Origin of the sequence: Desulforamulus hydrothermalis Lam5 = DSM 18033 (assembly GCF_000315365.1) — a bacterium.
Classification (GTDB): domain Bacteria; phylum Bacillota; class Desulfotomaculia; order Desulfotomaculales; family Desulfotomaculaceae; genus Desulfotomaculum; species Desulfotomaculum hydrothermale.
In genome coordinates this window covers 319626-345969 of sequence record NZ_CAOS01000003.1, presented here as the reverse complement: position 1 = coordinate 345969, position 26344 = coordinate 319626, and the positions used below count along the sequence as shown (strand labels likewise).

General features: G+C 50.9%; 18 protein-coding genes. 6 read left to right on the top strand and 12 right to left on the bottom strand.

The features are described 5' to 3' along the window. Positions 1–9: 9 nt before the first annotated feature. Positions 10–828 (top strand): class I SAM-dependent methyltransferase, encoded by an 819-nt coding sequence (locus DESHY_RS02690; RefSeq protein WP_008410229.1) that lies wholly within the window; start codon positions 10–12, stop codon positions 826–828. A gap of 111 nt (positions 829–939) precedes the next feature. Here DESHY_RS02690 and DESHY_RS02685 read toward each other — a convergent pair whose 3' ends face one another. The 10 genes from DESHY_RS02685 to DESHY_RS02640 form a co-directional block, all read right to left on the bottom strand. Further along, a complete protein-coding gene (locus tag DESHY_RS02685) occupies positions 940–2055 on the bottom strand; it encodes a glycosyltransferase (RefSeq protein WP_008410228.1) in 1116 nt (371 codons plus the stop codon). A gap of 24 nt (positions 2056–2079) precedes the next feature. Then, positions 2080–3792: a glycosyltransferase gene (locus tag DESHY_RS02680; protein WP_008410227.1), complete on the bottom strand. Its 1713-nt coding sequence runs from the start codon at positions 3790–3792 to the stop codon at positions 2080–2082. Positions 3793–3859: 67 nt separating this feature from the next. Continuing rightward, positions 3860–4993 (bottom strand): glycosyltransferase family 2 protein, encoded by a 1134-nt coding sequence (locus DESHY_RS02675; protein ID WP_008410226.1) that lies wholly within the window; start codon positions 4991–4993, stop codon positions 3860–3862. Beyond that, the gene (locus tag DESHY_RS02670) at positions 4994–6964 is read right to left on the bottom strand and encodes a tetratricopeptide repeat-containing glycosyltransferase family 2 protein (RefSeq protein WP_008410225.1); all 1971 of its coding nucleotides are present in this window, start codon (positions 6962–6964) and stop codon (positions 4994–4996) included. It abuts the gene before it with no gap. A gap of 92 nt (positions 6965–7056) precedes the next feature. After that, positions 7057–7977 carry a hypothetical protein gene (locus DESHY_RS02665; RefSeq protein ID WP_008410224.1) on the bottom strand — a complete coding sequence of 307 codons (921 nt, stop codon included), beginning with the start codon at positions 7975–7977 and terminating at the stop codon, positions 7057–7059. A 118-nt stretch (positions 7978–8095) separates the two neighbouring features. Continuing rightward, on the bottom strand, positions 8096–10705 hold the full coding sequence (locus tag DESHY_RS14360) for a GumC domain-containing protein (RefSeq protein ID WP_008410223.1): 2610 nt from the start codon (positions 10703–10705) through the stop codon (positions 8096–8098). 110 nt (positions 10706–10815) lie between these two features. Next, positions 10816–11583, bottom strand: coding sequence for a CsxC family protein (locus DESHY_RS02655; protein WP_008410222.1), 768 nt, complete (start codon positions 11581–11583; stop codon positions 10816–10818). A 388-nt stretch (positions 11584–11971) separates the two neighbouring features. Next, positions 11972–12757: a CsxC family protein gene (locus DESHY_RS02650; RefSeq protein ID WP_008410221.1), complete on the bottom strand. Its 786-nt coding sequence runs from the start codon at positions 12755–12757 to the stop codon at positions 11972–11974. A 123-nt stretch (positions 12758–12880) separates the two neighbouring features. After that, complete coding sequence (locus DESHY_RS02645) at positions 12881–13999, bottom strand: CsxC family protein (RefSeq protein ID WP_008410220.1); 1119 nt, start codon at positions 13997–13999, stop codon at positions 12881–12883. Between the two features lie 143 nt (positions 14000–14142). Continuing rightward, positions 14143–14883 (bottom strand): LysM peptidoglycan-binding domain-containing protein, encoded by a 741-nt coding sequence (locus DESHY_RS02640; protein WP_008410218.1) that lies wholly within the window; start codon positions 14881–14883, stop codon positions 14143–14145. A 237-nt stretch (positions 14884–15120) separates the two neighbouring features. On the opposite strand from DESHY_RS02640, the gene DESHY_RS02635 reads away from it, so the two are divergent. The 5 genes from DESHY_RS02635 to DESHY_RS02615 all read left to right on the top strand — a co-directional run bounded on the left by DESHY_RS02635 (position 15121) and on the right by DESHY_RS02615 (position 24438). Then, on the top strand, positions 15121–15465 hold the full coding sequence (locus tag DESHY_RS02635) for a hypothetical protein (protein ID WP_072866160.1): 345 nt from the start codon (positions 15121–15123) through the stop codon (positions 15463–15465). 58 nt (positions 15466–15523) lie between these two features. Next, the gene (locus DESHY_RS02630) at positions 15524–16411 is read left to right on the top strand and encodes a DMT family transporter (RefSeq protein WP_008410216.1); all 888 of its coding nucleotides are present in this window, start codon (positions 15524–15526) and stop codon (positions 16409–16411) included. A 206-nt stretch (positions 16412–16617) separates the two neighbouring features. Then, positions 16618–20085: a helicase-exonuclease AddAB subunit AddB gene (addB, locus tag DESHY_RS02625; protein ID WP_008410215.1), complete on the top strand. Its 3468-nt coding sequence runs from the start codon at positions 16618–16620 to the stop codon at positions 20083–20085. After that, a complete protein-coding gene (gene addA / locus DESHY_RS02620; RefSeq protein ID WP_008410214.1) occupies positions 20078–23830 on the top strand; it encodes a helicase-exonuclease AddAB subunit AddA in 3753 nt (1250 codons plus the stop codon). Before addB ends, addA begins: the two co-directional genes overlap by 8 nt. Positions 23831–23850: 20 nt before the next feature. Continuing rightward, positions 23851–24438 (top strand): CPBP family intramembrane glutamic endopeptidase, encoded by a 588-nt coding sequence (locus DESHY_RS02615; protein ID WP_008410213.1) that lies wholly within the window; start codon positions 23851–23853, stop codon positions 24436–24438. A gap of 130 nt (positions 24439–24568) precedes the next feature. Here DESHY_RS02615 and DESHY_RS02610 read toward each other — a convergent pair whose 3' ends face one another. Together DESHY_RS02610 and DESHY_RS02605 are read right to left on the bottom strand one after the other, a co-directional pair. Beyond that, positions 24569–25879, bottom strand: coding sequence for a hexokinase family protein (locus DESHY_RS02610; RefSeq protein ID WP_008410212.1), 1311 nt, complete (start codon positions 25877–25879; stop codon positions 24569–24571). 127 nt (positions 25880–26006) lie between these two features. Then, entirely contained in the window at positions 26007–26294 is a 288-nt protein-coding gene (locus tag DESHY_RS02605) for a hypothetical protein (RefSeq protein WP_008410211.1), read from the bottom strand. Positions 26295–26344 lie beyond the last annotated feature (50 nt).

Sequence of the window (26344 nt, the reverse complement as noted above, 5' to 3'; positions counted from 1 at the left end):
GAGGAAATTATGAAAAACGGCCAAATTATTTTTTTGGATTACCCGGTAAAACCACAACCGCGATATGGTTACGGCAAGCCGCCCCATCCTGAGCTGACAACCGTCATCAGCCGGTCTGAGCCGGTCTACCGGCAGTATTTAAAGAGTTTTTTGCCCTATCAGGAGGCTTTCAGCCGCATTCCTCAAATCCCGCCCGGACCCGGCAATCCAGAACCGGCCTGGATCAACGGCTGGCTGCCCGGGTTGGATGCGTTGGCGCTTTACGGCATGTTAGCCCTGCATAACCCCCGCCGTTATATTGAAATAGGTTCAGGTAATTCCACTAAATTTGCCCGCCGGGCCATTAAAGACCAGGGGCTGCGAACCAGCATTACTTCAGTGGACCCGCAGCCCAGGGCAGAAATTGATGCTATCTGCGATCAGGTGGTCCGGCAACCGGTGGAGGATACAGATTTAACCCTTTTTCAGGACCTGGCGGCAGGCGATGTATTGTTTGTGGATCATTCTCACCGGGCGTTCACCAACACCGATGCCACAGTGGTTTTCTTAGAAATTTTACCCCGGCTGAAGCCCGGAGTTTTGGTGGAATTTCATGATATTTTGCTGCCCTTTGACTATCCGCCGGTATGGGGCCAGCGGTTTTACAACGAGCAATATCTGCTGGCCTGCTATTTATTGGCGGAGGGCGGCAAGTTTGAAATCATCCTGCCCAATTATTATATTTCTTGTCAACCGGAACTAAATGATATTTTAGCTCCCATATGGCAAGATACTGCCATGAACGGTGTGGAAACCCACGGCAGCTCCTTCTGGATCAAGATAAAATAGGGGCCAAAAGTTTTCCCTGTTTTGCAACCAAAGCAAGCATCCCGTCCCACTTAGCCAGTGAAACGGGATGTTTTTTTTTCGGTATAGGAAGACCCTTTAAGACAGCCAAAACTAGGCCAGATGAAATTTCGTCCAGCTCCGGTCAATGAAGGCTGTCCGTCTTAATCCCAACAATCCTTTTAAGTTGCTTAAGGGTTCCTCATAATCTGGTTTTAATTGTAAAGCCTTAAGAAAATGTTTCTGGGCTTCCTTAGTATTTCCGGTCAGGGCTAAACACTCGCCAAGATAGTTTAACACCACCGGATCTCCTGCATCACCCTGGCAGAGGATTTGGGCGGCTTGCAAATAGTCGCCCTTGATGATAAAACCGATGGCATCAACCAATAATTCGCCGTTCTGTTTAGCCAGCGATTGTGCCTTATTATACCAGCTCAGGCAATCCGGCAGCATGCCCCGGCGCAACAGAAATAAAGCAATAATGGCACAAGCCCGGGCCCGGTTAACGGCGTCATCCGCTGCCTGCCAATTCAACTCGGGAATTAATTCTTCCAGGGAACAACTGTTAAGAAATTTGTGTACATGAGCAAACAAAACATGATAGTCTTTCGTATTGGTAAGATTGGTTGTATGACGACGGTACAGCAACAGGGGTTCGGGAACATGGACGGCTTCCCAATGCCTGGCTACCTGCCAAATCATGTCGGTGTCTTCACTTAAAGGCAGGGAGACATCCTGCCTGATGCCCTGCAGGGCCTCCCGGCGTATCATCAGGCTGTTATTATTAAAAGGGGTGCCCACCTTTAAAAAAAACCGCAGGATGCGTTTTTTCTCAATATTGCCGGCTGCCCAATAGCCCAGCGGCCTGTTATATTCATTAATTAATAAAACATCAGAGTGGACAATGCCGACAGTGGGGGAGGTAAAATGACGCAGCAGGGTTGCAAAGCGCATGGGCAGTGAAATATCATCAGCATCCTGCATTACCGCGAAATCCCCTTTCATATTGTCCAGGCCTTTATTTCTGGCGGCTGCCGGGCCGCTGTTGGCTTGTTTAAAGTAGCGAATACGGGGGTCCTTAAAAGACAGGATAATTTCTTCGCTGCGGTCGGTGGAGCCATCGTTGATAATGATAAATTCAAAATCCGGCATGGTTTGCTGCAGTACGCTCTGTATGGTTTCTTCTAAAAAAGCCTCGCCGTTATAGACCGGCATAATCACACTGATCATTTGGCAGTCTCCTTTTCCCAGGCGCTAAAGAGTCAGGGCGGCAATGTCTTTAATGTATTCCGGATAGCCCGCACCATCCCCCAGCACCCGCAAGGTATTTTGCATGGTCTGCAACTCCGCCGCAAAGCCCCGGTGCCGGAAAAACAAAGCATATAAGTAATAAAAGTCGGCAAAGTCCGGGTAAAGCTGCATGCCCTTGTGCATCAGGCGGTGGGCATCGCTATAACGTTCTAATTTAAGCAAACACCAGGCCAGCCACCTGATAAGAACCGCGGCCTCCCGGTGGTTATTGGTTTTATCCAGGTAACTTTTAAATCTTGCCAGCGCTTGGCGATGGTTTTGCAACTGTATTTGTTCCAGGGCCAAGCTGTAAGGGTGTTCGGCCAGGGAACCGGCTTTAAATAAGCCATAAAGAAATTCGGCCCGGCCGCTGCTGCCTTTTTTTCGGTAAAAAACCGGCTGCCAGCGAACCACGGTAAATTCCGGCAATTTATAGACAAAAGGCAGATAAACCTGATCCGCTGTAGTGCCACCCAGCGCTTGGGCCACTGCTTGCTGTTCAGCGGCGGTCAATTCTGACGGCCGGAGTTCCTCCCATTCAGAAGGCTGATTTATAAGCACCGGTTGATAACCGGCAACCTTGGCATAATAAGCCTTAAGCTGGGGGATAACCTGCTGCCAACTGAACTGTTTGGCAGTTTGATAACCCCCGGCCTGTAATTTGTTATATAAGTCGGGCTGTTCCAGCAGGCGGATGATGGTGGCTGCCAATTGCCGGGTATTGCCGGTTTCATAAAACAGGCAGTTTTCGCCCTCCACGGCATAGGCTTTGACCCCGTCGTTCGGGGTGGTGATTACCGGAGTGCCGCAGGCCATGGCTTCCAGCGGCGGTAAGGGGAAGGTTTCATACTCGGAGGCACAAACATAGACCCAGGCTTGCCGGTAAACATTGCCCAGTTCTGCCTGGCTGGGATTAAGCACAATGGTGCCCACGGGTCGCACAGGCGGGTAGGGAGTGACCCATCTGAACTCAACCGGGTAACCCTGCTCCTGAACCAGCCGGCAGGCTTCCCCAATATCCGGCAGCCGCTTGAAGGGAGTGGTGTCCCGGCCCACGCCCAGGACAATGCGGTCAGCGGGCGGTTGGGATTTTGGGAAGAAAACCTCGCTGTTCAGTGCATTGTAAAAGACTGTCGCTTCCCGTCCAAATACTTCTTTAATTTTACGGGCACCGGTGACCGAACAGGTTATGATATGAGCCGGCAGCCGGTAAAAATGATGGATAATTTCCTGCAGCTCAGGGTTAACCTTTGGCCAATCCCATAAATGGAAATCTCCCTGTTCAAAATAAACCACCGGGGCAACACAGGCTTCCACACAGGCACCCAACTGATCCCAGTAAGTGGCCACCACCACATCACAGTCAAAGGGAATCCCCCGGGCCAGGTCAAGGCCAAAGGGAACCCGGCGATAATCCGCCCTTAACTCAAACCAGTCCGGCCTGGGGAAGTGGGACAGCAGCGTTACCCGCACACCGTGCTGCACCAGCCGGTTGGCATGTTCCAGGATGATTTTTACCCCGCCGCAGACACTGACATGACCCAGCAAGTAAACCACATGCAGCTTATCTGCCCTGACCGCGCCGGCTTTCTTGACCAACGTTTGCCCCGGTATGAGTTTAAGACGCTCCAACCGGCTTAGATATTCGCTGCTCCTCAGCTGATCAACCAAATACATGCTTTATCCTCCGCTCTTAGAAAGAAAGAGGAGCCGCCTAAGCAAGATCATCTTTCTTTCGTTGGGTTTATAATGTTGCTAACATAATTTCTATCATCTTATGGAACCCTTCTTCGTAAGGTGTTTTGGTTAGCTGCTCCAAGACTGTGTTGAGTGTTAAGAAGACCTGGGAGCATTCGCCCCGAGCCAAAGAGGCGGCTGCCTGGTGCAGCAATTTTTCGGTTAAATCTTTTATCACAGCCAGGGGTTTTTCCCGGCCGATGCCATGGCTGGAAAAAAGATGGCCGGGCGGCGGACCCATAGCCAGGCAGCGGTTCATACAGGCCAGAGCCGCCGGGATATTTTCCTGCGCTGCATACATGGCCCCCTTTAAAAACACCAGGTCGGTGTAATCGGGATAAACCTGCAAAAAGTGATCTATCAAATCAATACCCGCCTGGTATTGTTTAAGGCTTAACAAGCAAAAGGCCATGCCCCGGACCAGGGCGGGCGCATAGGATTCTGTCAGGGGAGTTCTGGGCAGGGAAATTTGATAGTAGGCCAACGCCTTTTGGTAATCCCCCAGTTTTTGGTACTCAACCCCCAGGTAAAAGGGTAAAAATCCTGTCTGGCCGTAATCCCGCATGGCTTTGTGCAAAATTCTTAAATTGCGCTGAATTTTATTGCGGTGGGCTTCTTGATCATTTTCATAGCCGTAATGATAAATGGTGATGTCGGACTGGCCGATTTTTTCCGGCGATGAATTGCGAATCACTGCCGGCAGTATTTGCTCGTGAATGGGTATTTCAAAACGGTGCCGGGGGCTGTTGCGAAACAACCGAAAACCGATAAAGCTGGTGCTGGGCCGGTTATCGTAAAAGTTTACAATTTTTACCCAGTACCCCTGATAATAGTCATCCTGAATAACTTGCCGCAGTAACGGCGCAGTTGCGGGAGCCAGCTCTTCATCACAGTCCAGAAAAATTATCCAGTCACCGGTGGCGTATGACAGGGACTGGTTGCGGGCCAGGGCAAAGTCATCCTGCCAGATATGGTGGTATACTTCCGCTCCCAGGCTTTCAGCTATTTCGGCTGTGTGATCAGTGGAACCGGTATCAACCACCACAATTTGATCTACAAAGGGTTTGGCGCTGTTAATGCAACGGGCAATATGTTTTTCTTCGTTTTTGGCAATTAGACACAGGCTGACGGTTTTGGCCATTTAATGCACCCCCTTTAATCCGGCATCCAAATTTAAAAATTCATGCAGCTCAATTAACCGGCGGGTGAACTGCGGGTTAGCAGGGTAATGCCGGAGAGCGGTTTGTACCATTTGCAGGGTTTGCCGGCCGTAGATAAATATTAACAGTTGCTGGTAGCGGCCGTTGCGGGGGTGCAGCCGCAGGGCCTGCTGTAAAGCGGCCTGGGCGGTAGCCAGCCGGTTGTTGTGATAAAAATATTTGCCCCAGGCAAACAGCCAGTCCGGCTGCACGGAACCCATTTTAACAGCGGCCAGGGCCAGGCGGGCGGCCATTTCCACCCGGCAGGGATTGCTGTCATCTTGCATTAAATAGTTGATTTTATCTGCTGCAGCGGTCAAACCGCCCTGGTTTAAAATTTTATCCACGGCGCTAAAGGCTTTTTGGGCCAGCAGTTGATTTACAATCTGGTTGACGTAGTAGTTATGCAGGTTGATTTCTGAGGCGGCCGGCCGGTCTAACAACAGGTGGTTTATATTCAGTATAATGCTGCGGTGTTCCGGGGCTGGCCACGCCTCATGTTCCAGGTAAGGCAGCACATCCTCCGGGGGAGCGGCGGTCCAGCAGGCCGGCAACAATTCTGCCAGCACACTTTCATATAAATGAGACTGCCGGATGTAAGCCATGCTTTGCCGGGCGGCTGCCCGGCGGCCGCTCTTAATGCAGGTTAATGCTTTATAATAAGCGGTTTCCTGCCGGTCGTCCGGCAGTTCGTTGAATAATTCAAGGGCCTGTTCATATTCGCCAATTTCGTAAAAAATACGGGCCAGCAGCAGTCGCCGGGCAACCTGATCCTTATGTTTGATATTTTCCTTTAATATTTCATAAAGCTGCTGCCTGCTGCTTGCCGCTTGCTGCAGCAAGCGGGCCAGTGCAATATACTGGTTGATGTCGGCGGGCTGATACTTTAAACCGGCAATTTGATAGGCCAGGGCTTCTTTTAGACGGCCTTCCTGTTGATAAATCTCCGCCAGCTTAAAACAGGGGAGGAAGCTGCCCACCCCGGTACGGGAAGTATATTTGCCCGCCAGTTGTTCTCCCAACTGCAGGCATTTTTCATAGCAGGCCACAGCCCGTTGAAGATGGCCTAGGCGGTGGTAAAACTCTCCTTCAACAAAATGAATATCCACATAGTCAGGGTAGTGTGTTTTGCCCTGTTCTATATACTCTGCCGCCTCCACCAGCCGGCCGGTTTTGGACAGGCAGGAAATAAGGGAAATAAAAATGCTGGGGGCATACATGGCCCGCAGGTTGACGTGCTGCAGGGCTTTGCGGTAATGGGTGATGGCGCCGGTCAGGTCGTTCAAATTTACACAAGAGCCGCCCAGACTGTACAGATAAAAGGGGTTATCAGGTTCCTCCTCCACCAGGCGCTGGTTGATGCGGTGATTGCGCACCGCTTTGTTTTTGATCAAAAATTCCCTGGCCAGGTAGCCGTAGTGGATAATGCAAAGGCCGGAGTTAACCACCGGCGGCCGGCCGCTGCGGGGGGGGATGGCGCTGATAATTTGTTCGTGCAGTTTTCCGGTGAAGCGGTACCGGGGCTTATTGCGAAACATCCGCACATTAATATGTTTTAAAGGAGCATTATTATCTGTAAGGTTAATGATTTGGAAAAAATATGCTTCATAAAGGGGGTCAGCGGCCAGGGCCCGCAGGCGCTCACAGCTATTAGGTTCCAGTTCTTCATCAGCGTCCAGATAAAGAATCCACTCCCCGCCGGCCTGTTCCAGGCTGTAATTGCGGGCGGCGGCAAAGTCTTCATCCCACTGATAATGATAAATTTTGGCGCCATACTGCCGGGCAATTGTCAGGGTGCCGTCGGTTGAACCGGTATCCACGATAATTATTTCATCAACACAGTTTTTAACACTGTTGAGACACCTGGCCAGGTTGTGTTCCTCATTTTTGACAATCATGCATAAAGAAATCATGGCTTTCCTCCGTGTTTTTTCTAAGCCAGTATATGCTGCCGGGAGAAAAGCTGTGCAATAAAAGGTCGGCAGCCGCAGCTGCCGACCCGGGTTTAGGAACAGAAAGTGGCTACAGGCACCCATTCCGCATGCTTAAATTCATTTACTTTGCTCCCTGCGCTGAAGGGCATGCCGGTTTTGGTGGCCAGGTAGACCAGCACACCGTCGGCCGAGCTGCGGCTGGCCCTGACCTCAATGTTTCTTTGGCCGCTGCCGGGGATGGCTACTTCAGTATCTTCGCTGCAGCAGGCGGGTACCGCCAGCCCCACCTCACTTACCGCCACCGTCGGGCAGTTGGTCAGGTTGCGTATCACAAAAGTAACGCTCTGGGGTGTAGCGGTGTTGTTTAAAGCCTTCAGCAGCATGGTCAGTTCGTTGCAGTCTACGGTAAAAGGACCGGTGGTGAGCAGGGGGCTTTCACTCTGGTTGGCCAGGATCTGGCTGACTTCGGCTTTAATTTCCGGCAGGCCGTAGGTTGGGCTGAAGACCGCTGCTTCAATGGCGGAAACTTCTGATTTAATGTCAGATAAGAGAGTGACGGGGAAGTCCAGGTTAAGGTTGCTGACAATGGCCAGAATATCAGATACTTCCGCCTTAATTTCCGGCAGCCCGAAAGTGGGATTATCCAGCATATCCATAATGCCGCCCACAATGGTTTGCACGGTGGAAACTTCGGCTTTAATTTCCGGCAGGCCGAAGGTGGGGCTGAAAACGCCCCGTTCAATATTGCGCACTTCCCGTTTGATTTCTTTCAGGCCAAACTTGGGGTTGCATAAAATTTCTTCGCACTTGGCAATTTCCCGCTTTAGTATGCACAGGGCTTTAATAATTTTGTGCAGCAGCAGGGCCGTTTGGTCAAAATCGCATGTATCTTCGCTGTCAAAGCCATCTTCGCCGGGCTCCTCGCCACAGCCGGGGTCATAACATTTTTTGCCCCATTTGCCCCAAGGGTTGTCGTCGTCCCAGTTATGCACAGGCAAGACCTCCTCTAAAAGATTTCTTTTACATAATATGACAAAGTTTGATAAATGTTACTTGGTTGCCAGCGGTAATTAGTGTGCCGGCAACCACGGTTGCCGGCACAAAGACTGCTTAAACGCAGAAGGTACCCAGGGGCAGAAAGTCTGAGGAATGGAATTGGCTGACCTTGCCGCCGCCGCCCGTTATGGATACGGCATACAGGAAGAGGCCGAAAGTAGAGCTGGTTTGGGCTTTCAATATGATGCTGCGCAGGGGTCCGGCGATATTGAGAGAAGCCCGGGCGCCGCAGCAGGGGGTGATGTTGGTGAAGGCCACCGAGTCAAGCAGGGAAGCCGGGCAGGTTTCTAAGGAAAACACCTGGAAGGTAACGCTCTGGAAGGTGCCGGTGGCGTTAAAGGCTTCTACTTCCATATTGTATTCCTGGGTTGTGGCCAGGAAGGGGCCGGTGGTTAAATTGGCGGCAGGGCCTTTGCACAGCATAAGCTGGTCAAATTCAGCCAGTATAGCTGAAACTTCAGATTTTATTTCCTGCAGGCCGAAGGTTTCACTGAAGACGGCGGTTTCAATAGCCGACACCTCAGCCTTGATTTCGCTCAGGCCGAAGGTTTCACTGAAGACGGCCGCTTCGATGGCGGACACTTCGGACTTAATATCAGAGAACAGGGCAAAGTCCAGATTGGATACGATAGCCAGGATATCGGATACCTCCGCCTTGATTTCACTGAGTCCGAAGGTTTCGCTAAAGAGAGCGGATTCAATGGCTGAGACTTCGGTTTTTATCTCAGGCAGGCTAAAGTCAGAATCCAACAGGAGAACTAAGATAGATATAAGTAAGGCGGTAATGCCGTCTACATCATTTTGAATGGCTGACACTTCAGCCTTGATTTCACTCAAGCCGAAGGTTTCGCTGAAGACGGCGGCTTCAATAGCCGACACCTCGGCTTTGATTTCACTCAAGCCGAAGGTTTGGCTGAAGACTGCGGCTTCAATGGCGGACACTTCGGACTTAATATCAGAGAACAGGGCAAAGTCCAGATTGGATACAATGGCCAGGATGTCGGACACTTCAGCCTTGATTTCACTCAAGCCGAAGGTTTCGCTGAAGACGGCGGCTTCAATAGCCGACACTTCGGACTTAATATCAGAGAACAGGGCAAAGTCCAGATTGGATACAATGGCCAGGATGTCGGACACTTCAGCCTTGATTTCGCTCAAGCCGAAGGTTTCGCTGAAGACGGCGGCTTCAATAGCCGACACCTCAGCTTTGATTTCACTAAGACCAAAGGTCTGGCTGCTAATCTCATCCATGATACCTGCCACTGCAGATTCCAGTGCCGACACCTCGGCCTTAATTTCGCTAATGCCAAATACAGGGTTGAGAACAATATCTGTCACAATGGCCAGGATATCGGACACCTCGGCTTTGATTTCGCTGAGGCCGAAGGTTTGGCTGAAGACCGCCGACTCAATAGCGGACACTTCGGACTTAATATCCGACAACAGGGCTAAATCCAGGTTGCTGACCAAAGCCAGGATATCGGACACCTCGGCTTTGATTTCGCTGAGGCCGAAGGTTTGGCTGAAGACCGCCGACTCAATAGCGGACACTTCGGACTTAATATCCGACAACAGGGCTAAATCCAGGTTGCTGACCAAAGCCAGGATATCGGACACCTCGGCTTTGATTTCGCTGAGGCCGAAGGTTTGGCTGAAGACGGCCGACTCAATAGCGGACACTTCGGACTTAATATCCGACAACAGGGCTAAATCCAGGTTGCTGACCAAAGCCAGGATATCGGACACCTCGGCTTTGATTTCGCTGAGGCCGAAGGTTTGGCTGAAGACGGCCGACTCAATAGCGGACACTTCGGACTTAATATCCGACAACAGGGCTAAATCCAGGTTGCTGACCAAAGCCAGGATATCGGACACCTCAGCCTTGATTTCGCTGAGGCCGAAGGTTTGGCTGAAGACCGCCGACTCAATGGCGGACACTTCAGACTTAATATCCGACAACAGGGCTAAATCCAGGTTGCTGACCAAAGCCAGGATATCGGACACCTCAGCCTTGATTTCGCTCAGGCCGAAGGTTTCACTGAAGACAGCGGCTTCAATAGCCGACACCTCGGCTTTGATTTCCGGCAAACCGAAGGTAGGGTTAAAGATGCCGCATTCCAGACGGCGAATTTCTTTTTTAATTTCCTTTAATCCAAAGGTAGGGCTAAAGACAGCATTTTCAATGAGCTTAATTTCCCGCTTTATTTCCTGTAACCCGAACCGGGGGTTTTTAAGCAGACAGAGAATCAGTTTTAGTTTAAGACAGGTTAAGATAAAGCATTTCAACCACTTGTCATCCGAGCAGTGCTTTTTAAACGGCGGCTTGAATTTTGGTTTTGACGGGGGGCATGGGTTATCCCAGGCAGATTCATCGCAAAAATCACAGCTGTCATCACTGCTGCAGTAACCGCCACTTTCTTTAAAACCTGCCCAGTCAAGCAGCTCGCTCCACTGGTATATGTTATCCCAGTCGCCGTCATCGGCAAAACCGCCACTTGCTTGCAGCTTGGTGTATAGTTCTTCGATCAGTTCATCAGGGATGTCATCAGGGTATTCCTGAAAAATACCGGCCAGATCTTCTTCCGAAGCGTCGTAATCCGGTATTTTCTCCAGCATGGAATCAACCATTGCCTGGATATACTGTTTAAATTCCTTCTTATTCATAGGCAACCTCCTTGCATATATTTAATGTTAATTTATTCCTGTGCAGGCAATTCGGTTACTTTAACCATAAAAAAACACTCGAAAGGGTTTCGAGTGTTTTTGGCTGCATTTTAACCGGGACCCAAGGGGGGGATGGCCACTTGTTGATTTTGCAGAATTTTAAGGGTAAGATAAAGCACCATTTTTTCTTCCACTTGCCTGAATTCTTTTTCCTCAAAGGGCAAAGCACAGGTCTTAGGACGCCGGCGGTTGAGATATTCGTCAAACTCAACAATACGGGCACTGATTAACTCACAGAAAGGCAGCTCGTTGAAAAATTCCTGGCTTACCTGGTTAAACTCGGAAAGATCGCCTGACAGCAAGCGGTCTTTTTCGGCGAAACCATGGCCTTTGAGTGGTTGACTGCGGAAAAACTCAAATTCTTCGGTTGTATTTACCAGAATGGAAGCGGGTGTGGCGCCGTTAAAGACAACCTGCGTCATGCAGCTAAAGGGTACGTCAACCGTACAGTGCCGGATATCGCCGCAAACCCCTTCTAAATTGGCGCAAAGGCGAGTGGCATAATCAATGTTCTTGCGTACAAAGCCTTTAATCGAAAGGGTAGCGGGCCCGCCGGGGGCTGCCGGGTCTTGCAGCAGCAAGCATTGAGTTACCTTAACGCGTTTTTTAATGTCCTTAATTTCCAAAGCCGGTTCCGGCAGGGTTACAATTGAATTGATATTTACCTGGATCGTCAATTCAGCCAGCACTACCGGTATTTTAACTGTGGCGCCGCTTGACAGTCCGGTAATGGGAACCGTAACACTGGCACATTCGGGCTGCACGCCGCCGGTGACCACTTTGCCACAGGGTTTGTGGGGTGGGAAGCATCCAGACATGGTGGCAATCCTCCTTTAATTATTTTACTGCATGTTATTCAGGGAAAATATTTTATGTTACTTTTTATGGAAAAAAAACCAGATAGAAGAATTGCCGGCGGTGGTTTTATGAACCGTCCCCACTGTAGATAAAGGATGTGGAAAACCAGAGTTGGTGCACTTCGGCCAAAGAATTGGCAAACACTGATAGTTGGGTGAGCAAAGAAGGATTTAGCTAATTCTATAAAAACAAAAAATGCGTGGCACAGTAGCAAAAAGAAAAAGACTGCATACATTGAAAGTAAAATAATGGAAACAAAGGAAATGGCATGATAATGGGGTTGCTATAAGAAGGTAAGAAGGGAAGCAACCTGGCAGCGGCTTGCTGTGGTTACTTCCCACAAATAACTTAAGTGCTTTGTGAAGGCACTATTACCTGTTGGTTTTGTAAGATCTTCAGGGTAATAAAAAGCACCATTTTTTCTTCAATTTGTTTGAACTCTTTTTCTTCAAAGGGCAGTTTGGTATGGGCGGGCCGTATACGGTTGATTAGCTCATCATACTCCACAATGCGGGCGCTGATTAGTTCACAGAAGGGCAGTTCATTGAAATATTCCTGGCTGATCTGGTTAAACTCTGACATGTCACCGGACAGCAAGAAGTCTTTTTCAGCAAACTCCCGGTCTGACAGATCCTGGGTACGGAAAAATTCAAACTCTTCCCGTGTATTTAAATTAAGTGTGGCCGGTGTAGCCCCGTTAAAAGTGACAGGTGTTGAGCAACTGAAGGGTACGTCAACAGTGCAGTGACGGATGTCACCGCAAACGCCTTCGGCGTTTGCACAGCTGCGGGTAGCATATTCAATGTTTTTACGAACAAAACCCTTGAGGAACAGTACATTGGTATCCTGCAGCAGCAAACACTGGGTTACCTTTAAACGTTTTTTAATTCTTTTAATTTCCAGGGCAGGTTCAGGCAGGGTAATCATAGAATTCAAGTTCACTTGTACCGTTAGTTCAGCCAGTACAACGGGTATTTTTACAGTTACCGGACCTCTGATATAAGTTATGGGAGCGGTGGTGCTTACACATTCCGGTTGGGTCCCGCCGGATACATTGACGCAAGCGGCTGTGGCGTAACTCTTGCTTTTTCCCCGGTCATCCTGGGGCAGATCGAGCAAGTCATTTTTGGACATTCATGAAATCCCCCTTTATAGTTTTATAGTGCATGATATTCAGGTGTCTCGAAGCGGGTTACATTTTTTAAACTGTACCGCCAAAATATGTCGGTATTACTTGGTTTTTCCGTCAACTTGATTTTATGTGGCAGTCGCAGGTTTGTCTTGATCGCCGGTTGCCGGTTCGGAAGTTTCCGATTCATCCACGGGCGGCAGACCACTGTCCAGGTCGCTGTTCGGAGAGGGTGCCGGTGCGCTAGGGGTAGGGGGAATGTAAACCTGTTGTTTTTGTAAAATTTTAATGGTTAACAGCAGCACCATTTTTTGCTCTAAAGCAAAAAACTCCTGCTCGCCCGGGGGCAGCTGGGCGGCTTTGGCGTCGCCCTTGATAAATTCGTCATATTCTACAATACGGGCGCTGACTAATTCACCATAAGGCAGTTCATTATAGAATTCCTGGGTAACCTGATTAAACTCGGATAAATCTCCTGACAATAATTCATCCTTTTCAGAGAACCGGCTGTTAGGTAAATCTTCCCGCCGAAAATACTGAAACTCTGATACCGTATTGACCAGTGGGACAACCGGCGGGGTGCCGTTAAATACTACCGGCGTGGTACAGCTAAAAGGCACATCCACAGTGCAGTGGCGTATATCGCCGCAGGTACCGGCCTGGTGGGAACAATCCTTTGCAGCATAATTAATGTTCTTGCGGATAAATCCCTTAAGAAAGAGCAGGGGTGGGATGGTTTCTTCCGGATCTTGTAATACCAGGCATTGGGTAAGTTTAACAGATTTGTTGATTTCTTTGATTTCCAGTGCCTGTTCCGGCAGGTCAACCTTGGCATCCACATTGACCCGGATACTTAGTTCCGCCAGCACCACGGGCAGTTTAGCAACAACATCCCCCGGCAGGCCCGTAACAGGCACCGGTGTATTATCGCAACTGAGCAAATTGGCTCCGGCGGTATCGATACATCCCGGGTGATAAAAAACTCTGGTTTCTGTTACGGTGGACTCGGGCGGTTCAGTTAATGCATCAGGCAATTCCGGCCATGCTGTTAATTCCTGGTAGACGGCATCAACCGCATCCCTTGCCGGATTCGCTTGTTCTGCCGCTTCACTTTGTGCCGACAGCGGCAACTCAGCTGATTCAGGCAGTTCCGCTATTGTCGTTGCTTGCATGTCGCTTTCTTGGTTTGTTTCTATGATCTGTCCAACTTTAGGTTGACTGAAAAAATCAGTCTTAAAATTGAACACGACTTATCCCTCCTTCAAAAAAATGTTTATTACATGCTATTCAACTACAGCCAATCCGGTTATTAATTATCTCTATAAAATGAAAAATGCTGTTTTCTCAGGGAAAACAGCACCGCTATAAACAAACATCATAAAAAACAAACTTAATTATCTGACCCTGCCGACTTGGCAACGGCAGCATAATGCTGCTGTACATAACTTTGGGAGACGCCGCTGCCGTGGGGGCGGCTGTTATGCAGGTAAAGATCAAAATGCCCCTCAACACCGTTGTCCGGTGTGGTATCGATGCTGTGTGGCATACCGGAAAGAGAACCGGCAATGCGGCGGCCGTTAATTTGGATCACCACCGGACGGGGTGACCAGGTCCACTGGCCAAACAGCCTCAGCATGGCATTTGTATCTGCCTGTGATGCCGGTTCAATATCGCAATGATTACCGGCACTCAAAACCTTTAATTGAAGTTGGGCACCGGTGGCGCAGTCAGCCACCGAAAAAATTACGCCGCTTTGCAATAACTTTTTTCCTTCAGTAAACCAGTCAACCAGTTCGACAGTTGGCTGTTGATCCTGGGACACTTGGCTTGCCTGGTCGGCGGCAGGCACAGCGGAGGTAACTGCCAACCAGTCAGGTAACGGCGATTTTGCTGGGCCACGGGAAGTTAAAACCGGATAAGAAATAAGCAACCGCTGGCCAATGGATAAATTATCGCCGGTTAAGCGGTTGGCTCTTTTTAGTTCTTCCACTGTAGTGCCGTATGCTTGAGAAATACTCCAAAGGCTATCGCCTTTTTTTACGGTATAAAAGTTACCGGCAAAGGCTGTATTGTTAAAAAACAAAAGCCCCGCCAGGATGAAACTGCAGACAATTTTTTTATTAAATATCATAACTGTCTCCTTTTTTTACATAATGTGTCATAAAAAACCGTTATTTTTATTGTATCTCAAGCAGGACAAGCATATCAATGAGAAAAAAGCAACAGACAAATTAGAAATATTTACCAATATATTATGTAAAATTTTACAAATTGCTACATGTTGAACAAATTAAGAGTTGCTGTTATCATCTGGCAGGATGTTTTATTTTCTTTTATAATGGTGAGTAAAAAACTACGGGTGAGGATAATGGGGAAAATCAAAATAAGAAAAAACCTTAGTGATGAAGAAATGCTGGCTAACTACAAAGAAGAAATCACTTTTGAGAATGCTTGGCAGGATACAGAGGTGAGCCGGCCGGCAGCTAAGCCGCAATCCAAAGGGCCGGCCAGGGAAGGCATTCATTCATTTTTTACCCCTGAGTTACAGGAGCAGGTGGGAAAAGCGCTGCTGGAGCTAAAGGTTCAGTTGTATAAAGAAGGAATAATCGATTATCGGATCGAAGTTAGCAGAGAGGGGCGACAGGTTATTTTAACTGCGGTCAATGCAGTGGGCAAGAAAAAAACTGCCGCCAAAACGGCGGGGAAAAAATAAGACAGGTCTAATATGCCCGGCAAGTCATACCGGCTGTCTCATAACGGGAGGTATGAACATGAATTCAATGATTGGCGGCGCGTTATATCTATCGCTGGCCGCTGCGATCTGGGGGGGTATGTATGTAGTAAGCAAGTTTGCCCTGGCTACCGTTCCCCCTTTTACTTTATTGTTTTTGCGCTACCTGGTTGCTGCCCTGCTGCTGGTCGGGATCTTATGGCGGAAACAAGAAAAACTGCTGCCTGACACAGCCAGAGGGTTAATCTTGCAAGTGGGTTTGGTAGGTTATTTTTTTTCAATTGCTGCCCAGTTTATCGGTACCAAGCTGTCTTCCGCCCATATGGGTGCGGTGATAACCACCCTGTCACCGGTGTTTTTGTCCGCCTTTGCGGTTGTTATTTTAAAGGAGAGGCTGACTGTTAAGCAGGCGGTTGCTATGGCGGTGGCTCTGGCCGGTGTGCTGGTGGTGGTAGGGGTACCGGGGCGGCAGGGAGAACCATCAGCCCTGGCAGGCAACTTGTTTTTGTTGGGCGCTGCCCTTTGCTGGGGTTATTACTCGGTTATCTCGCGCAAGGTATCAACTGTTTACTCACCGCTGCAAATAACCACCTGGGGTATTTTGATAGCCACCTTGTTTACTTTTCCCTGCCTTTATTTTGAGTACGGGCAATGGTCACCGGCGGATTTGCTTCAACTGCCGATTGTCTTGAGTGTACTTTACATAGGTATTATTTCAACCGCCCTGGCTTTTTTTAGCTGGAATAAGGGTTTAGCTCTGGTGCCTTCCCACCAGGCGGGGTTATTTTTTTTCCTGCAGCCGGTGGTAGGGACGCTGCTGGGCTGGTTTTTCCTGGACGAACATCTTAGCGGTTCGTTTTTCATTGGCAGCCTGTTAATTATGGCCGGTGTTTACTATAACATGAAACAAACTGCCGGCAGTGAGTAACCCGTATATTTGAAGCGACTCGGATTACGAGTGGACGAATCATAGCGCTGTCGGTGCGAAAGACCGGAGCTAAAGGAGATCATAAACCACCGGCAAGGTTTGTCAACACTCCGGCCCCGGCCTGTTGCCGGGGTTTTTTAGTTGGCTGGAAAGGGTTTGTTTTTGTGAGGCGAAATGTTATTCAGTTGCGGTAAGGAGGGAATGCGGTGAGCCTTCGTTTTATTATTGGCAGGGCAGGCAGCGGCAAAAGCCATGTTTGTCTGGAGGAAATACGCAGCCGGCTGCGGCAAAGCCAGGATGGCCCGCCTATTATTTTGCTGGTGCCGGAACAGGCCACTTTTCAATACGAATACTTGCTGGTATCCACACCGGGGTTGCGGGGAATTGTGCGGGCTCAGGTTTTAAGCTTTCGCCGCCTGGCCTGGCGGGTGCTGCAGGAAGCAGGGGGAGCAGCCAGGGCTCATCTGGGGGAACTGGGCAAGCGCATGTTGCTGCGGCATATTCTGGAACAAAAAAAATCCGAGCTCAAGGTTTTTCACCGGGCAGCCCGGCAGCCCGGCTTTGCTGACAGCCTGGCCGGCGCCCTCACGGAATTGAAAATGTACCGGGTTAAACCGGATGACCTGGTTGAGGGTATCCGGCGCCTGGAGAAGCAAGGCAGCAGCCCCATGCTGGATAAGCTGCAGGATTTAAGTTTGCTATATGCCCAAATGGAACAGCTGCTGGCCGGCAGGTTTACCGATCCGGACGATTACCTCAACCTGCTGGCGGAACGGTTGGGCAGCGCTCCTTTGCTGCATAATGCCGACCTTTATTTAGACGGCTTTACGGGTTTTACACCCCAGGAATTCGGGGTTATAGAACAATTGTTATTAACTGCTAACCGGGTTAATGTCACCCTGTGTTTTGATCCGGTTTACATAAATAAAAAATGCCATACAGCGGAGTTTTTTTATCCTACCGTAGAAACCTATCATACCCTGTGCGAAACGGCAGCCAAATTAAAGGTAATGGTGGAACCGCCGGTTTTGCTGCAGGCGGCAACGCCGCCCCGTTTTCAACACAGTGAAGGTATTGCCTACCTGGAAAAAAATTTTTTTCGCTACACTGCCCTTCCCGGCCGGCAGGCTACGGGAGTAAGTTTGACGGCCTGTGCCAACCGCCGGGCGGAAGTGGAGGCGGCTGCCCGGGAAATCATCAGGCTGTGCCGGGATGAAGGCTTGCGCTGGCGTGATATAGTGGTTGTTTTACGGGATTTGGATAATTACAGTCATTTAATCAACACCGTTTTTACAGATCATAGAATACCGCATTTTATTGACCAGAAAAGAAATGTCCTGCACCATCCGCTGGTAGAGCTGTTGCGCAGTGTCCTGGAAGTGGTCATCCAGCAATGGGCTTATGGGCCGGTATTTCGCTGTTTAAAGACCGATCTGATGCCGGTGGCGCGGGATGAGGTGGATAAGCTGGAAAACTATGTGTTGGCACACGGTATCCGGGGATCCCGCTGGACGGACGGGCGGGATTGGACTTACCGCCGGCGCTACACCCTGGATGAAGAAGCCGCCTGCAGTGAGTGGGAAGCAGAGGAATTAGCCTTAATCAACCGGGTGCGCTACCAGGCTGTTGGCTGGCTTTTAAACTTCAGCCAACAGGTGCAGCAAGCTGCCAACGTACGGGAAATTACCGCTGCTTTGTTTGAACTGCTGGAATCGTTAAGAGTGGCGGAACAGTTGGAAAACTGGGCTAAAACGGCCGAGCAGCAGGGCCGCCTGGTGGAGGCCAGGGAACACGCCCAGCTCTGGCAAAACGTTATTCAGTTGTTGGATGAAATTGTCGGAGCCATGGGTGATGAGCAGCTTACTTTGGAAGAATACGCCCAGGTGCTGGAAGCCGGACTGGCCGGATTAAAACTGGGTTTAATTCCGCCCGGGTTGGACCAGATGGTGGTGGGAACCCTGGAGCGTTCTCGCAACCCTGATGTAAAAGCGGCCCTGGTACTGGGAATTAATGACGGTGTATTGCCGGCCCGTCCGCCTGAAGACGGCTTGTTCAGCGATACGGAACGCCAGGTCTTAAGGAATGCCGGTATTGCCCTGGCACCCGATTCCCGGCGACAGGTTCTGGATGAACAGTATCTGGTCTATGTGGCTCTTACCAGAGCCAGCCAGACCTTGTGGTTAAGTTATCCCCAGGCGGATGATGAAGGAAAGCCCTTGGTTGCTTCTCAGGTTGTCACCCGGGTGAAGGAGCTGCTGCCGGGCCTTGAGGAAAGGCTGGCCCCGGTGGAACCGCCCTGTCCCACCGGCGACCTGGCATTTATAGCTGCACCGGAACGCGCTTTATCTTATTTGGCGGCCATGTTGCGGGAAGTTAAAGCAGGGCGCCGGGTGGCACCGGTTTGGCAGGATGTTTATGCCTGGTTTGCAGAGCAGCCGTCCTACCGGGAAACCTGCCGGCGGGTACTGGCGGGGCTGTTTCATGTTAACCGGGAACCCCGCTTATCTTCCGGACTGGGGCGGCGGCTGTACGGCAGCTGCCTGAAAGCCAGCGTATCAAGACTGGAACGCTTTGCAGCCTGTCCCTTTGCTCATTTTTTGTGGCATGGTTTGAAGCTTAAGGAGCGGCGTCAATTTAAACTGGCGGCGCCGGATCTGGGGCAGTTTTATCACGCCGCCCTGAAAGAATTTGCGTTGCGTCTTAAGGAGCAGGCTGCCGACTGGGGCCGGCTAACCAGACAGCAGGCAGCAGAACTGGTGGGTGAGGTTGTTGATGAGCTGGCACCCCGGCTGCAAAACGAGATTCTTCTCAGTACCGCCCGTTACCGGTATCTTACCGGAAAATTAAAGAAAACCTTAGAAAGGGCAGTGCTGACTTTAAGGGAGCATGCCCGGCGCGGTACTTTCCGCCCGGTGGCGGTGGAAATAGGTTTTGGCGAGAATGCAGAGTTGCCGCCGGTTAGTTTCGATCTGGACAACCGGTGCAGCATGGAAATGAACGGCCGCATCGACCGCATTGACTGTGCCGCTGCAGGCGGCCGGCTGTATTTAACGGTGATTGATTATAAGTCAGGCCAAGCTGTGCTTGATCTGGCAGGTATTGTACACGGCTTGCAACTACAGCTGCTTACCTATTTGCATGTGGCCCTGCTGCATGCCGAACGCCTGGTGCAGCAGTCCGCCTTACCGGCAGGCATGCTGTACTTCAGTATCCGGAACCCCTTTGTTTCCAGTAACGGCCCGCTGTCTGAAGAGGAAGCGGCCAAAAGCTTATTGAAGCAGTTAAAAATGAAGGGGTTACTGTTGGCGGATCCGCTGGTGATCGCTCACATGGACAGTCAATTAAACGGGCAGTCGGATTTGCTGCCGGTGGGGCTGAAAAAAAACGGTGAGTTCTTCAGCAAGTCCAAAGTAATTGACCCGGAGCAGTTCAACCTGCTGCGCAGCTACCTGGAACAAACTTTACAATCCGCCGGCCGCCGGATAATGCAAGGGGAAATTGCTGTCAGTCCCTACCGGCGGGGCCGGGAAACAGCCTGTGCCTTCTGTATCTTTAAAGCCGTCTGCCAGTTCGACCCTTTGCTGGAGGATAATACATATCGGCTGTTATTTGATGAGGAAGAACCGCAGCTGTGGTTGTTGATTAAAGAAAGTGTGGGTGATAACCATGCGTGACGCAAAATGGACGGATGAACAATGGTCTGCCATTACTACCCGGGATAAAGCGCTGTTGGTGGCGGCAGCAGCCGGAGCCGGCAAAACAGCGGTGCTGGTGGAGCGGATTATCCGGCTGATTACTGACCGGGAGCGACCGGTGGAGGTGGATAGCCTGCTGGTTGTTACCTTCACCAACGCTGCTGCGGCAGAGATGCGGGAACGCATTGCCGCTGCGCTGCACCAAGCTCTTAAAGAAAATCCCCATGACAGGCGGCTGGCCAAGCAGCTGGCCATGCTTAACCGGGCTGCCGTCACCACCCTGCATTCCTTTTGCCTTGACCTGCTGCGGCGTTACTATTACCTGCTGGATTTAGACCCGGGTTTCCGGGTGGCAGATGAAACAGAAGCGGAATTGCTGCGGTTGGAGGTGCTGGAAGAAGTATTTGAAGAACGCTATGCCCGGCAGGACAATGCAGCCTTTATACGCCTGGTGGATGCTTACGGCGGCCTGCGGGACGACAGCCGGCTGCAGGATTTAGTGCTGACTTTGTATCGTTTTGCCGGCAGTCACCCCTGGCCCGGCCACTGGCTGACGGCAGCGGCAGACAGTTTTGCCCTGGCTGAGGATGCTTCCCTGGATCAACTGCCATGGCTGGAACAAGTTAAAAAAGAAATTAGTAATCATATACGGGCAGCACTGCGCTTGTTAAAACAAGCCGCCTGGTGGGCCGGGCAGCCCGGCGGCCCGTTGCCCTACTGCCGGCAGCTGGCGGAGGATATCCGGCAGTTGGAGCCGCTGGTTTGCTGTAACGACATGAGTTGGGATAAATTATACCGTTCTTTTACCAACCTGCACTGGGGCAGGTTGGCGGCCTGTCGAGGCGAGGTGGATGAAGCTCTCAAGACCAAGGTTCAGGACCTGAGAAACAAGGCCAAAGACATGGTTAAGGAAGTTACCGCTGTTTATTTTGCTGCCCCTCCCGAGGAACTGTTGCAGGACCTGCGCTTACTGCACCCCCTGATGAAGGAACTGGCCCACCTGACAGAGGAGTTTAGGCAGTGTTATCAAAGAAAAAAACAAACAAAAGGGCTGGTGGATTTTAACGACCTGGAGCATTACTGTTTGGCTGTCCTGCTGGATCAGTCCGGCGGTCCCGGTCAGGTAATTCCTTCCCCGGTGGCCCGGGAACTGCAGGAACAGTTTGCTGAGGTGCTGGTGGATGAGTACCAGGATATAAATGAGGTTCAGGAAACCATCCTGCAGTTAGTGGCCCGGGATAACAACCGTTTTATGGTGGGGGATGTAAAGCAGAGTATTTACCGTTTTCGCCTGGCGGAACCCGGTCTTTTTTTAGACAAATACCGGCAGTACGGTGAACCGGGCAATGCTGCCGGCTGTCGTATAGACCTGCGTAAAAATTTTCGCAGCCGGTTGAGTGTGATTAATGCTGTAAACTTTATTTTCCGGCAAATTATGACCGGCGCTGCTGCCGAAGTGGACTACGATGAGGCTTCTGAACTCCGTTATGGGGCCGATTTCCCAGACAGTGAGGGGGTGCTGACAGCTGAGGGGCCGGTGGAACTGCATTTAATAGACCGCCGGGAATTGCCCCCTGACAACGGCGATCAGGCGGCCGCAGGCCAGGAAGACTTGCCGGATTGGCAGCCCGACGGGGCGGCGGAAACGGCAGAACTTGACATTGACCAGGCCGAGGCCAGGCTGGTGGGGCGACGTATCCTGGAGATGGTTAAGGGTGTCGGAGAGTCTCCGGAATCCCGGTTTATGGTATGGGATAAAGGAATGGGACAGTACCGGCCGGTAACCTACCGCGATATTGTTATTTTATTGCGGGCCACGGCCGGCCGGGCCAATACTTTTCTGGAAGAACTGCGGGCCATGGGGATTCCTGTGTCGGCGGAGCTGGGCAGTGGTTATTTTGCAGCGGTGGAGGTGGAAACCTTTATATCACTGCTGAAGATTATCGACAACCCAAGGCAGGATGTACCGCTGGCTGGTGTCTTGCGGTCTCCCATGGTGGGTTTGCGGGGGGAGGACCTGGCGCAAATCAGGCTGTGCTGCCGGGAGGGCGATTTTTACGATGCCGTGCTGGCCGCCGCCCGGGCTGATCTAGGGGAAGTATCCAGCCGATTGGCGGCTTTTCTGGCCAAGCTGGAGCAGTGGCGGTGGCAGGCCCGGCAGGGATCCCTGGCTGATTTAATCTGGCTGTTGCTGCGGGAAACCGGCTATTATGACTATGTGGGCGGCATGACAGGCGGCGCCCAACGGCAGGCCAACCTGCGGGTTCTTTATCACCGGGCTAAGCAATTTGAAGCAACCTCTTTCCGTGGTCTGTTTAGTTTTCTGCGTTTTGTGGAGCGCATGCAAGATGCCGGAGGCGATCTTGGCTCTGCCAGGACCTTGGGTGAACAGGAAAACGTGGTGCGCATCATGAGTATTCATAAAAGCAAGGGCCTGGAATTTCCGGTGGTCTTTGTGGCTAACCTGGGCAAAAAATTTAACCTGCTGGACTTAAACAAAAACCTATTGATGCACAAAAAGCTCGGTTGGGGGCCCCAAATAATCAATCTGACTACCCGGGTTGCCTATGCCAGCTTGCCTAAGCTGCTAATAAAGCAGCAGATCAGACGGGAAGCGGTGGCAGAAGAAATGAGGATTCTTTATGTGGCCCTGACCAGAGCCAGGGAGAAGTTAATTCTGGTGGGTTCGGTGCGCCATTTAAGCAAGTCTTTGGAGAAATGGTGCGCCGCCATAGACCAGCCGGGCTGGCGGTTGCCGGACAGTGAGCTGACGACTGCCGGATGTTACCTGGATTGGCTTTGTCCCGCCCTGGCCCGTCACCGGGACGGGCAGGTTTTGCGCCGGCAGGCAGGGGATACAGCACTACCGCCCGCCGAGGTGGCAGCGGATGTATCAAGCTGGAGCATTTTTGTCTATAACATGGAGCAGGTGCAAAACCAGCCGGCTGTTGATCAACCGCAAGCATCAGAGTGGCTGGCAAAAGTAAAAAAGCTGGAACCTCTGGCAGACAGCGGATACAAGCAGGAGGTTGCCCGGCGGCTCAGTTGGGTTTACCCTCTGGCGGAACTAACCACCAAACCGGCTAAGGTGTCGGTAACAGAAATCAAAGGACGGTTGACTGACTACGAGGAAGCCTTTATGCCTCACCGCCCGCCGGTCACCGGGCGCCCCGGATTTTTGCAGCAAGCCGGGGGACTGACAGCGGCGGAAAGGGGTTCGGCCGTCCACCTGGTGATGCAGCACATCAGCCTGCAAAGTTTTCCCACCGAGCAAGATGTTAAAATTTTGTTGGACCGCCTGGTGGAGCGGGAAATCCTGCGGCCGGAACAAGCGGCGGTAATTCAGCCGGCACAAATTAGCCGTTTTTTTGCCGGCCCGCTGGGGCAGCGGGTGCTCCGGGCGGTGCGGGTACAGCGGGAATTGCCGTTCACGCTGGCTTTACCGGCTGACGAGATTTATCCTGAATTATCAACTGCGGCCGGAGAGATTGTTCTGGTGCAGGGGGTGATTGACTGCCTGGCAGATGAGGGGGACGGGTTGCTGCTGATTGACTATAAAACCGATACGGTGACGCCGGGTCAAAGTGTTCCGGCAGAGCGTTACCGGGGGCAAATAAATCTATATACCCGGGCGGTACTGGATATCTTTAACAGGCCGGTTAAAGAAAGAGCCGTTTATCTGCTGCAAAGCGGGGAAACTATTTATTTTGGGCCTGGCCAATAAAAATTAAACAGGACGGTATTATGGATAAAAAGTTGTTATTAAAAGCCGCCTTGCTTTCCCAAACCGTGATTTTATCTGTGGGCCTGGCGCTGCTGTGGTTGTTTAATGTACGTCATGGGGTCGGTTGGGCTGATATATTCAGGCTTGGCGAGGCATCCTTGGTTTTTGGCTGGGGCAGCCTGCTGGCCGCCGGGTTGGTACTGTTGCAAATACTGCTGTTTTTTATGGTACCTCATAATCTGCTGCTGGATGACGGTACGAATAAAACCTTTTATTCTTTTTCTTACTTTACGCTGGTATTGCTGATGGGTTTGGGTGCCATATCCGAAGAACTGTTATTCCGGGCAGCCCTGCAGCCTGTTTTAGGTATTGTCATGACCAGCGCCCTGTTTGCTGTCATCCATGTTCGCTATTTGAAAAAATGGGTGCTCTTGTTAGGAACCTTTGCCATGAGTGTGGCCCTGGGCTGGCTGTATCAGATGACCCAGGTCATCTGGGCACCTGTTTGGGCGCATTTTCTGGTAAACTTCGTGATGATTTGCTGCGGCAAAAACGGTCTGTTTGTACCGGAGGAACCATCCGGGTTACCGCCGGCAGAAAATTCATAAAAGTGTCGCAGCGGCGACAGGAATTTAAATCACTTTGCCGAATATATAATTTCAGAACTTTTCCGGTGTTGCCGGCCCCGCGTTATGTGTCTTAAACAGGGGCTGGCCTTTTTTTGCTTTGGCAGGAGAACTAGGTCTGTCTGTCAGCACAGACGGCTGCCGCAATGGCAGCGCCGATGCCGGAACCGTTGCCGGTAAGAACCGGCAAAATACTTTGGGCTTTATCGTTGAATACTTCCCGCAGCACTGCCCGTACTTTTGACAGGTAGCCGGGCATTTTCTCAAACAGTGAACCGTCCAGCCCGATCACATGACGGCGCTGCAGGCCCGGGTCTATTTGCTGTAAGATGCCGATGTAAGTGGCGCCGACCAACCGGGCAGAACGCGAAATAACCGTTAAAGCAATCTTTTTTAATACTTGCCGGTCAGTCAAGGTGGTGGGATGTATGTTTTGCCTGGCGGCCAGCCAGCGGTCAATATGAAGCAGTGAGGGGGAATTATCCGCTGCCAGGAGAGCCAGCTCAGAAGTGTCAATGGTTTGCTGCTGCCTGACTAAAGCCGGTATGCTGCCACGAAAAAGCAGGCCCTGTTCAACCATATCCAGCAGGATGAGGCGGCAAATTTCTCCCAAATAACGGCCCGCAACAGCCTTTTCCAGCAGTTGGGTACCCGGCCGGCGGCTGTTGCTGTCCAGCAGCCGGTCGTATGCTGTAAGGGCAAATTGCTTAAAGTTGCCGGCTTCCATGTTAATAATCATGGCCGGTTCTTTTGTTTTAAAATAACAAGTATTGTGTCCGGTGCCGCAAATGGAGCCGATATCGGCGTGGGGGTTGCTGTAGGCGGCTGTAAGCAAGGTGCCGGTGGTGTCATTTATGAGGGCAGCCGGCTGCAGATGGGCTAAACCCCTGTCAGCCAGTGCTCCGGCCAAAAGCCCCATGATTTCCCGGCCTACCACTGCCGAGGTTTGAAACTCTTTCGTCCAATGCAGCAACACGGCTTTGTTGGCTGCCAGCTGACGGCAGGGGAAAGAAAAGGTAAGGCCCAGTGAAGTGGCGAAAGTACCCTCCATAAAAGAGGCAATCTGGCCGGCCAGAAAGTCAAACAGAGCTTCGCCGGTGGTTTCCCGGGCGGTGAAATCATACCGGCCGGAGGGGTCTTTCAACCGGAAGGAATGTTGTTTTTTAATGGCATACTGCCCCCGGCCCAGCAATTCCACCAACTGTAAACGAACGTTAGTGCCGCCGAAATCAACCGCCAGAAAAGTGCCGGTTTCGCTGCCGGCAGGCAGCTGCATAAATGTGGGCAGCATTTGTAATGAGCCTTGGCCGGGCAAACCTGTCATTTCTGTTTGCAGCTTCTTTGCTAATTCTCTGACCTGGACGGATGACAGGTAAAATGCATTTTCAATCTGTTCCAGTTTTTGGATTAATAATTTAGTCATACCAATGTTTCTCCAAAGGAGTTTTAATTAAATTATTACTGATAATTATACTGAGCAAGCTGTGGTCAGCACAATTAAAAAGACGCCGCCTTTTGTTTAGGCATGACGTCTTTCTGTCTTAGATCGGTCATATTTTACCACCGTGTTGATGAACAATGGCAAAGGCTTGCTGCAGCTTGTCCGCAGGCGGTTGTATAAAAGGAACGGCATAATTATAGTCCAGGTCAGACAGGGTACCCCCGCTGAGATCCGGGTGGATCGACTGGTTAAAAACATCAGTGGGGTAATTGGCCGCCAGGGAGTTAATATAGGGAAGCCGGAAGCCTGCTTCGGTTAAATCTTGGGCTGCCCGGGCTGCTGCATTTACCGAGGCAAAATAACTCATCAGGAATTTTTCGTCAGGGGGTAAGGACATGGATAAACACCTCTGGTTTTTGTTATATTATACCCCTTCGGAAAAAAGTA

Bases quoted from the DNA above. Each gene is read 5' to 3' on its own strand.
- DESHY_RS02690 (WP_008410229.1), top strand. From the start codon at position 10: ATGAAAAACGGCCAAATTATTTTTTTGGATTACCCGGTAAAACCACAA.
- DESHY_RS02685 (WP_008410228.1), bottom strand. From the start codon at position 2,055: ATGATCAGTGTGATTATGCCGGTCTATAACGGCGAGGCTTTTTTAGAA.
- DESHY_RS02680 (WP_008410227.1), bottom strand. From the start codon at position 3,792: ATGTATTTGGTTGATCAGCTGAGGAGCAGCGAATATCTAAGCCGGTTG.
- DESHY_RS02675 (WP_008410226.1), bottom strand. From the start codon at position 4,993: ATGGCCAAAACCGTCAGCCTGTGTCTAATTGCCAAAAACGAAGAAAAA.
- DESHY_RS02670 (WP_008410225.1), bottom strand. From the start codon at position 6,964: ATGATTTCTTTATGCATGATTGTCAAAAATGAGGAACACAACCTGGCC.
- DESHY_RS14360 (WP_008410223.1), bottom strand. From the start codon at position 10,705: ATGAATAAGAAGGAATTTAAACAGTATATCCAGGCAATGGTTGATTCC.
- DESHY_RS02655 (WP_008410222.1), bottom strand. From the start codon at position 11,583: ATGTCTGGATGCTTCCCACCCCACAAACCCTGTGGCAAAGTGGTCACC.
- DESHY_RS02650 (WP_008410221.1), bottom strand. From the start codon at position 12,757: ATGTCCAAAAATGACTTGCTCGATCTGCCCCAGGATGACCGGGGAAAA.
- DESHY_RS02640 (WP_008410218.1), bottom strand. From the start codon at position 14,883: ATGATATTTAATAAAAAAATTGTCTGCAGTTTCATCCTGGCGGGGCTT.
- DESHY_RS02635 (WP_072866160.1), top strand. From the start codon at position 15,121: ATGGGGAAAATCAAAATAAGAAAAAACCTTAGTGATGAAGAAATGCTG.
- DESHY_RS02630 (WP_008410216.1), top strand. From the start codon at position 15,524: ATGAATTCAATGATTGGCGGCGCGTTATATCTATCGCTGGCCGCTGCG.
- addA (WP_008410214.1), top strand. From the start codon at position 20,078: ATGCGTGACGCAAAATGGACGGATGAACAATGGTCTGCCATTACTACC.
- DESHY_RS02615 (WP_008410213.1), top strand. From the start codon at position 23,851: ATGGATAAAAAGTTGTTATTAAAAGCCGCCTTGCTTTCCCAAACCGTG.
- DESHY_RS02610 (WP_008410212.1), bottom strand. From the start codon at position 25,879: ATGACTAAATTATTAATCCAAAAACTGGAACAGATTGAAAATGCATTT.
- DESHY_RS02605 (WP_008410211.1), bottom strand. From the start codon at position 26,294: ATGTCCTTACCCCCTGACGAAAAATTCCTGATGAGTTATTTTGCCTCG.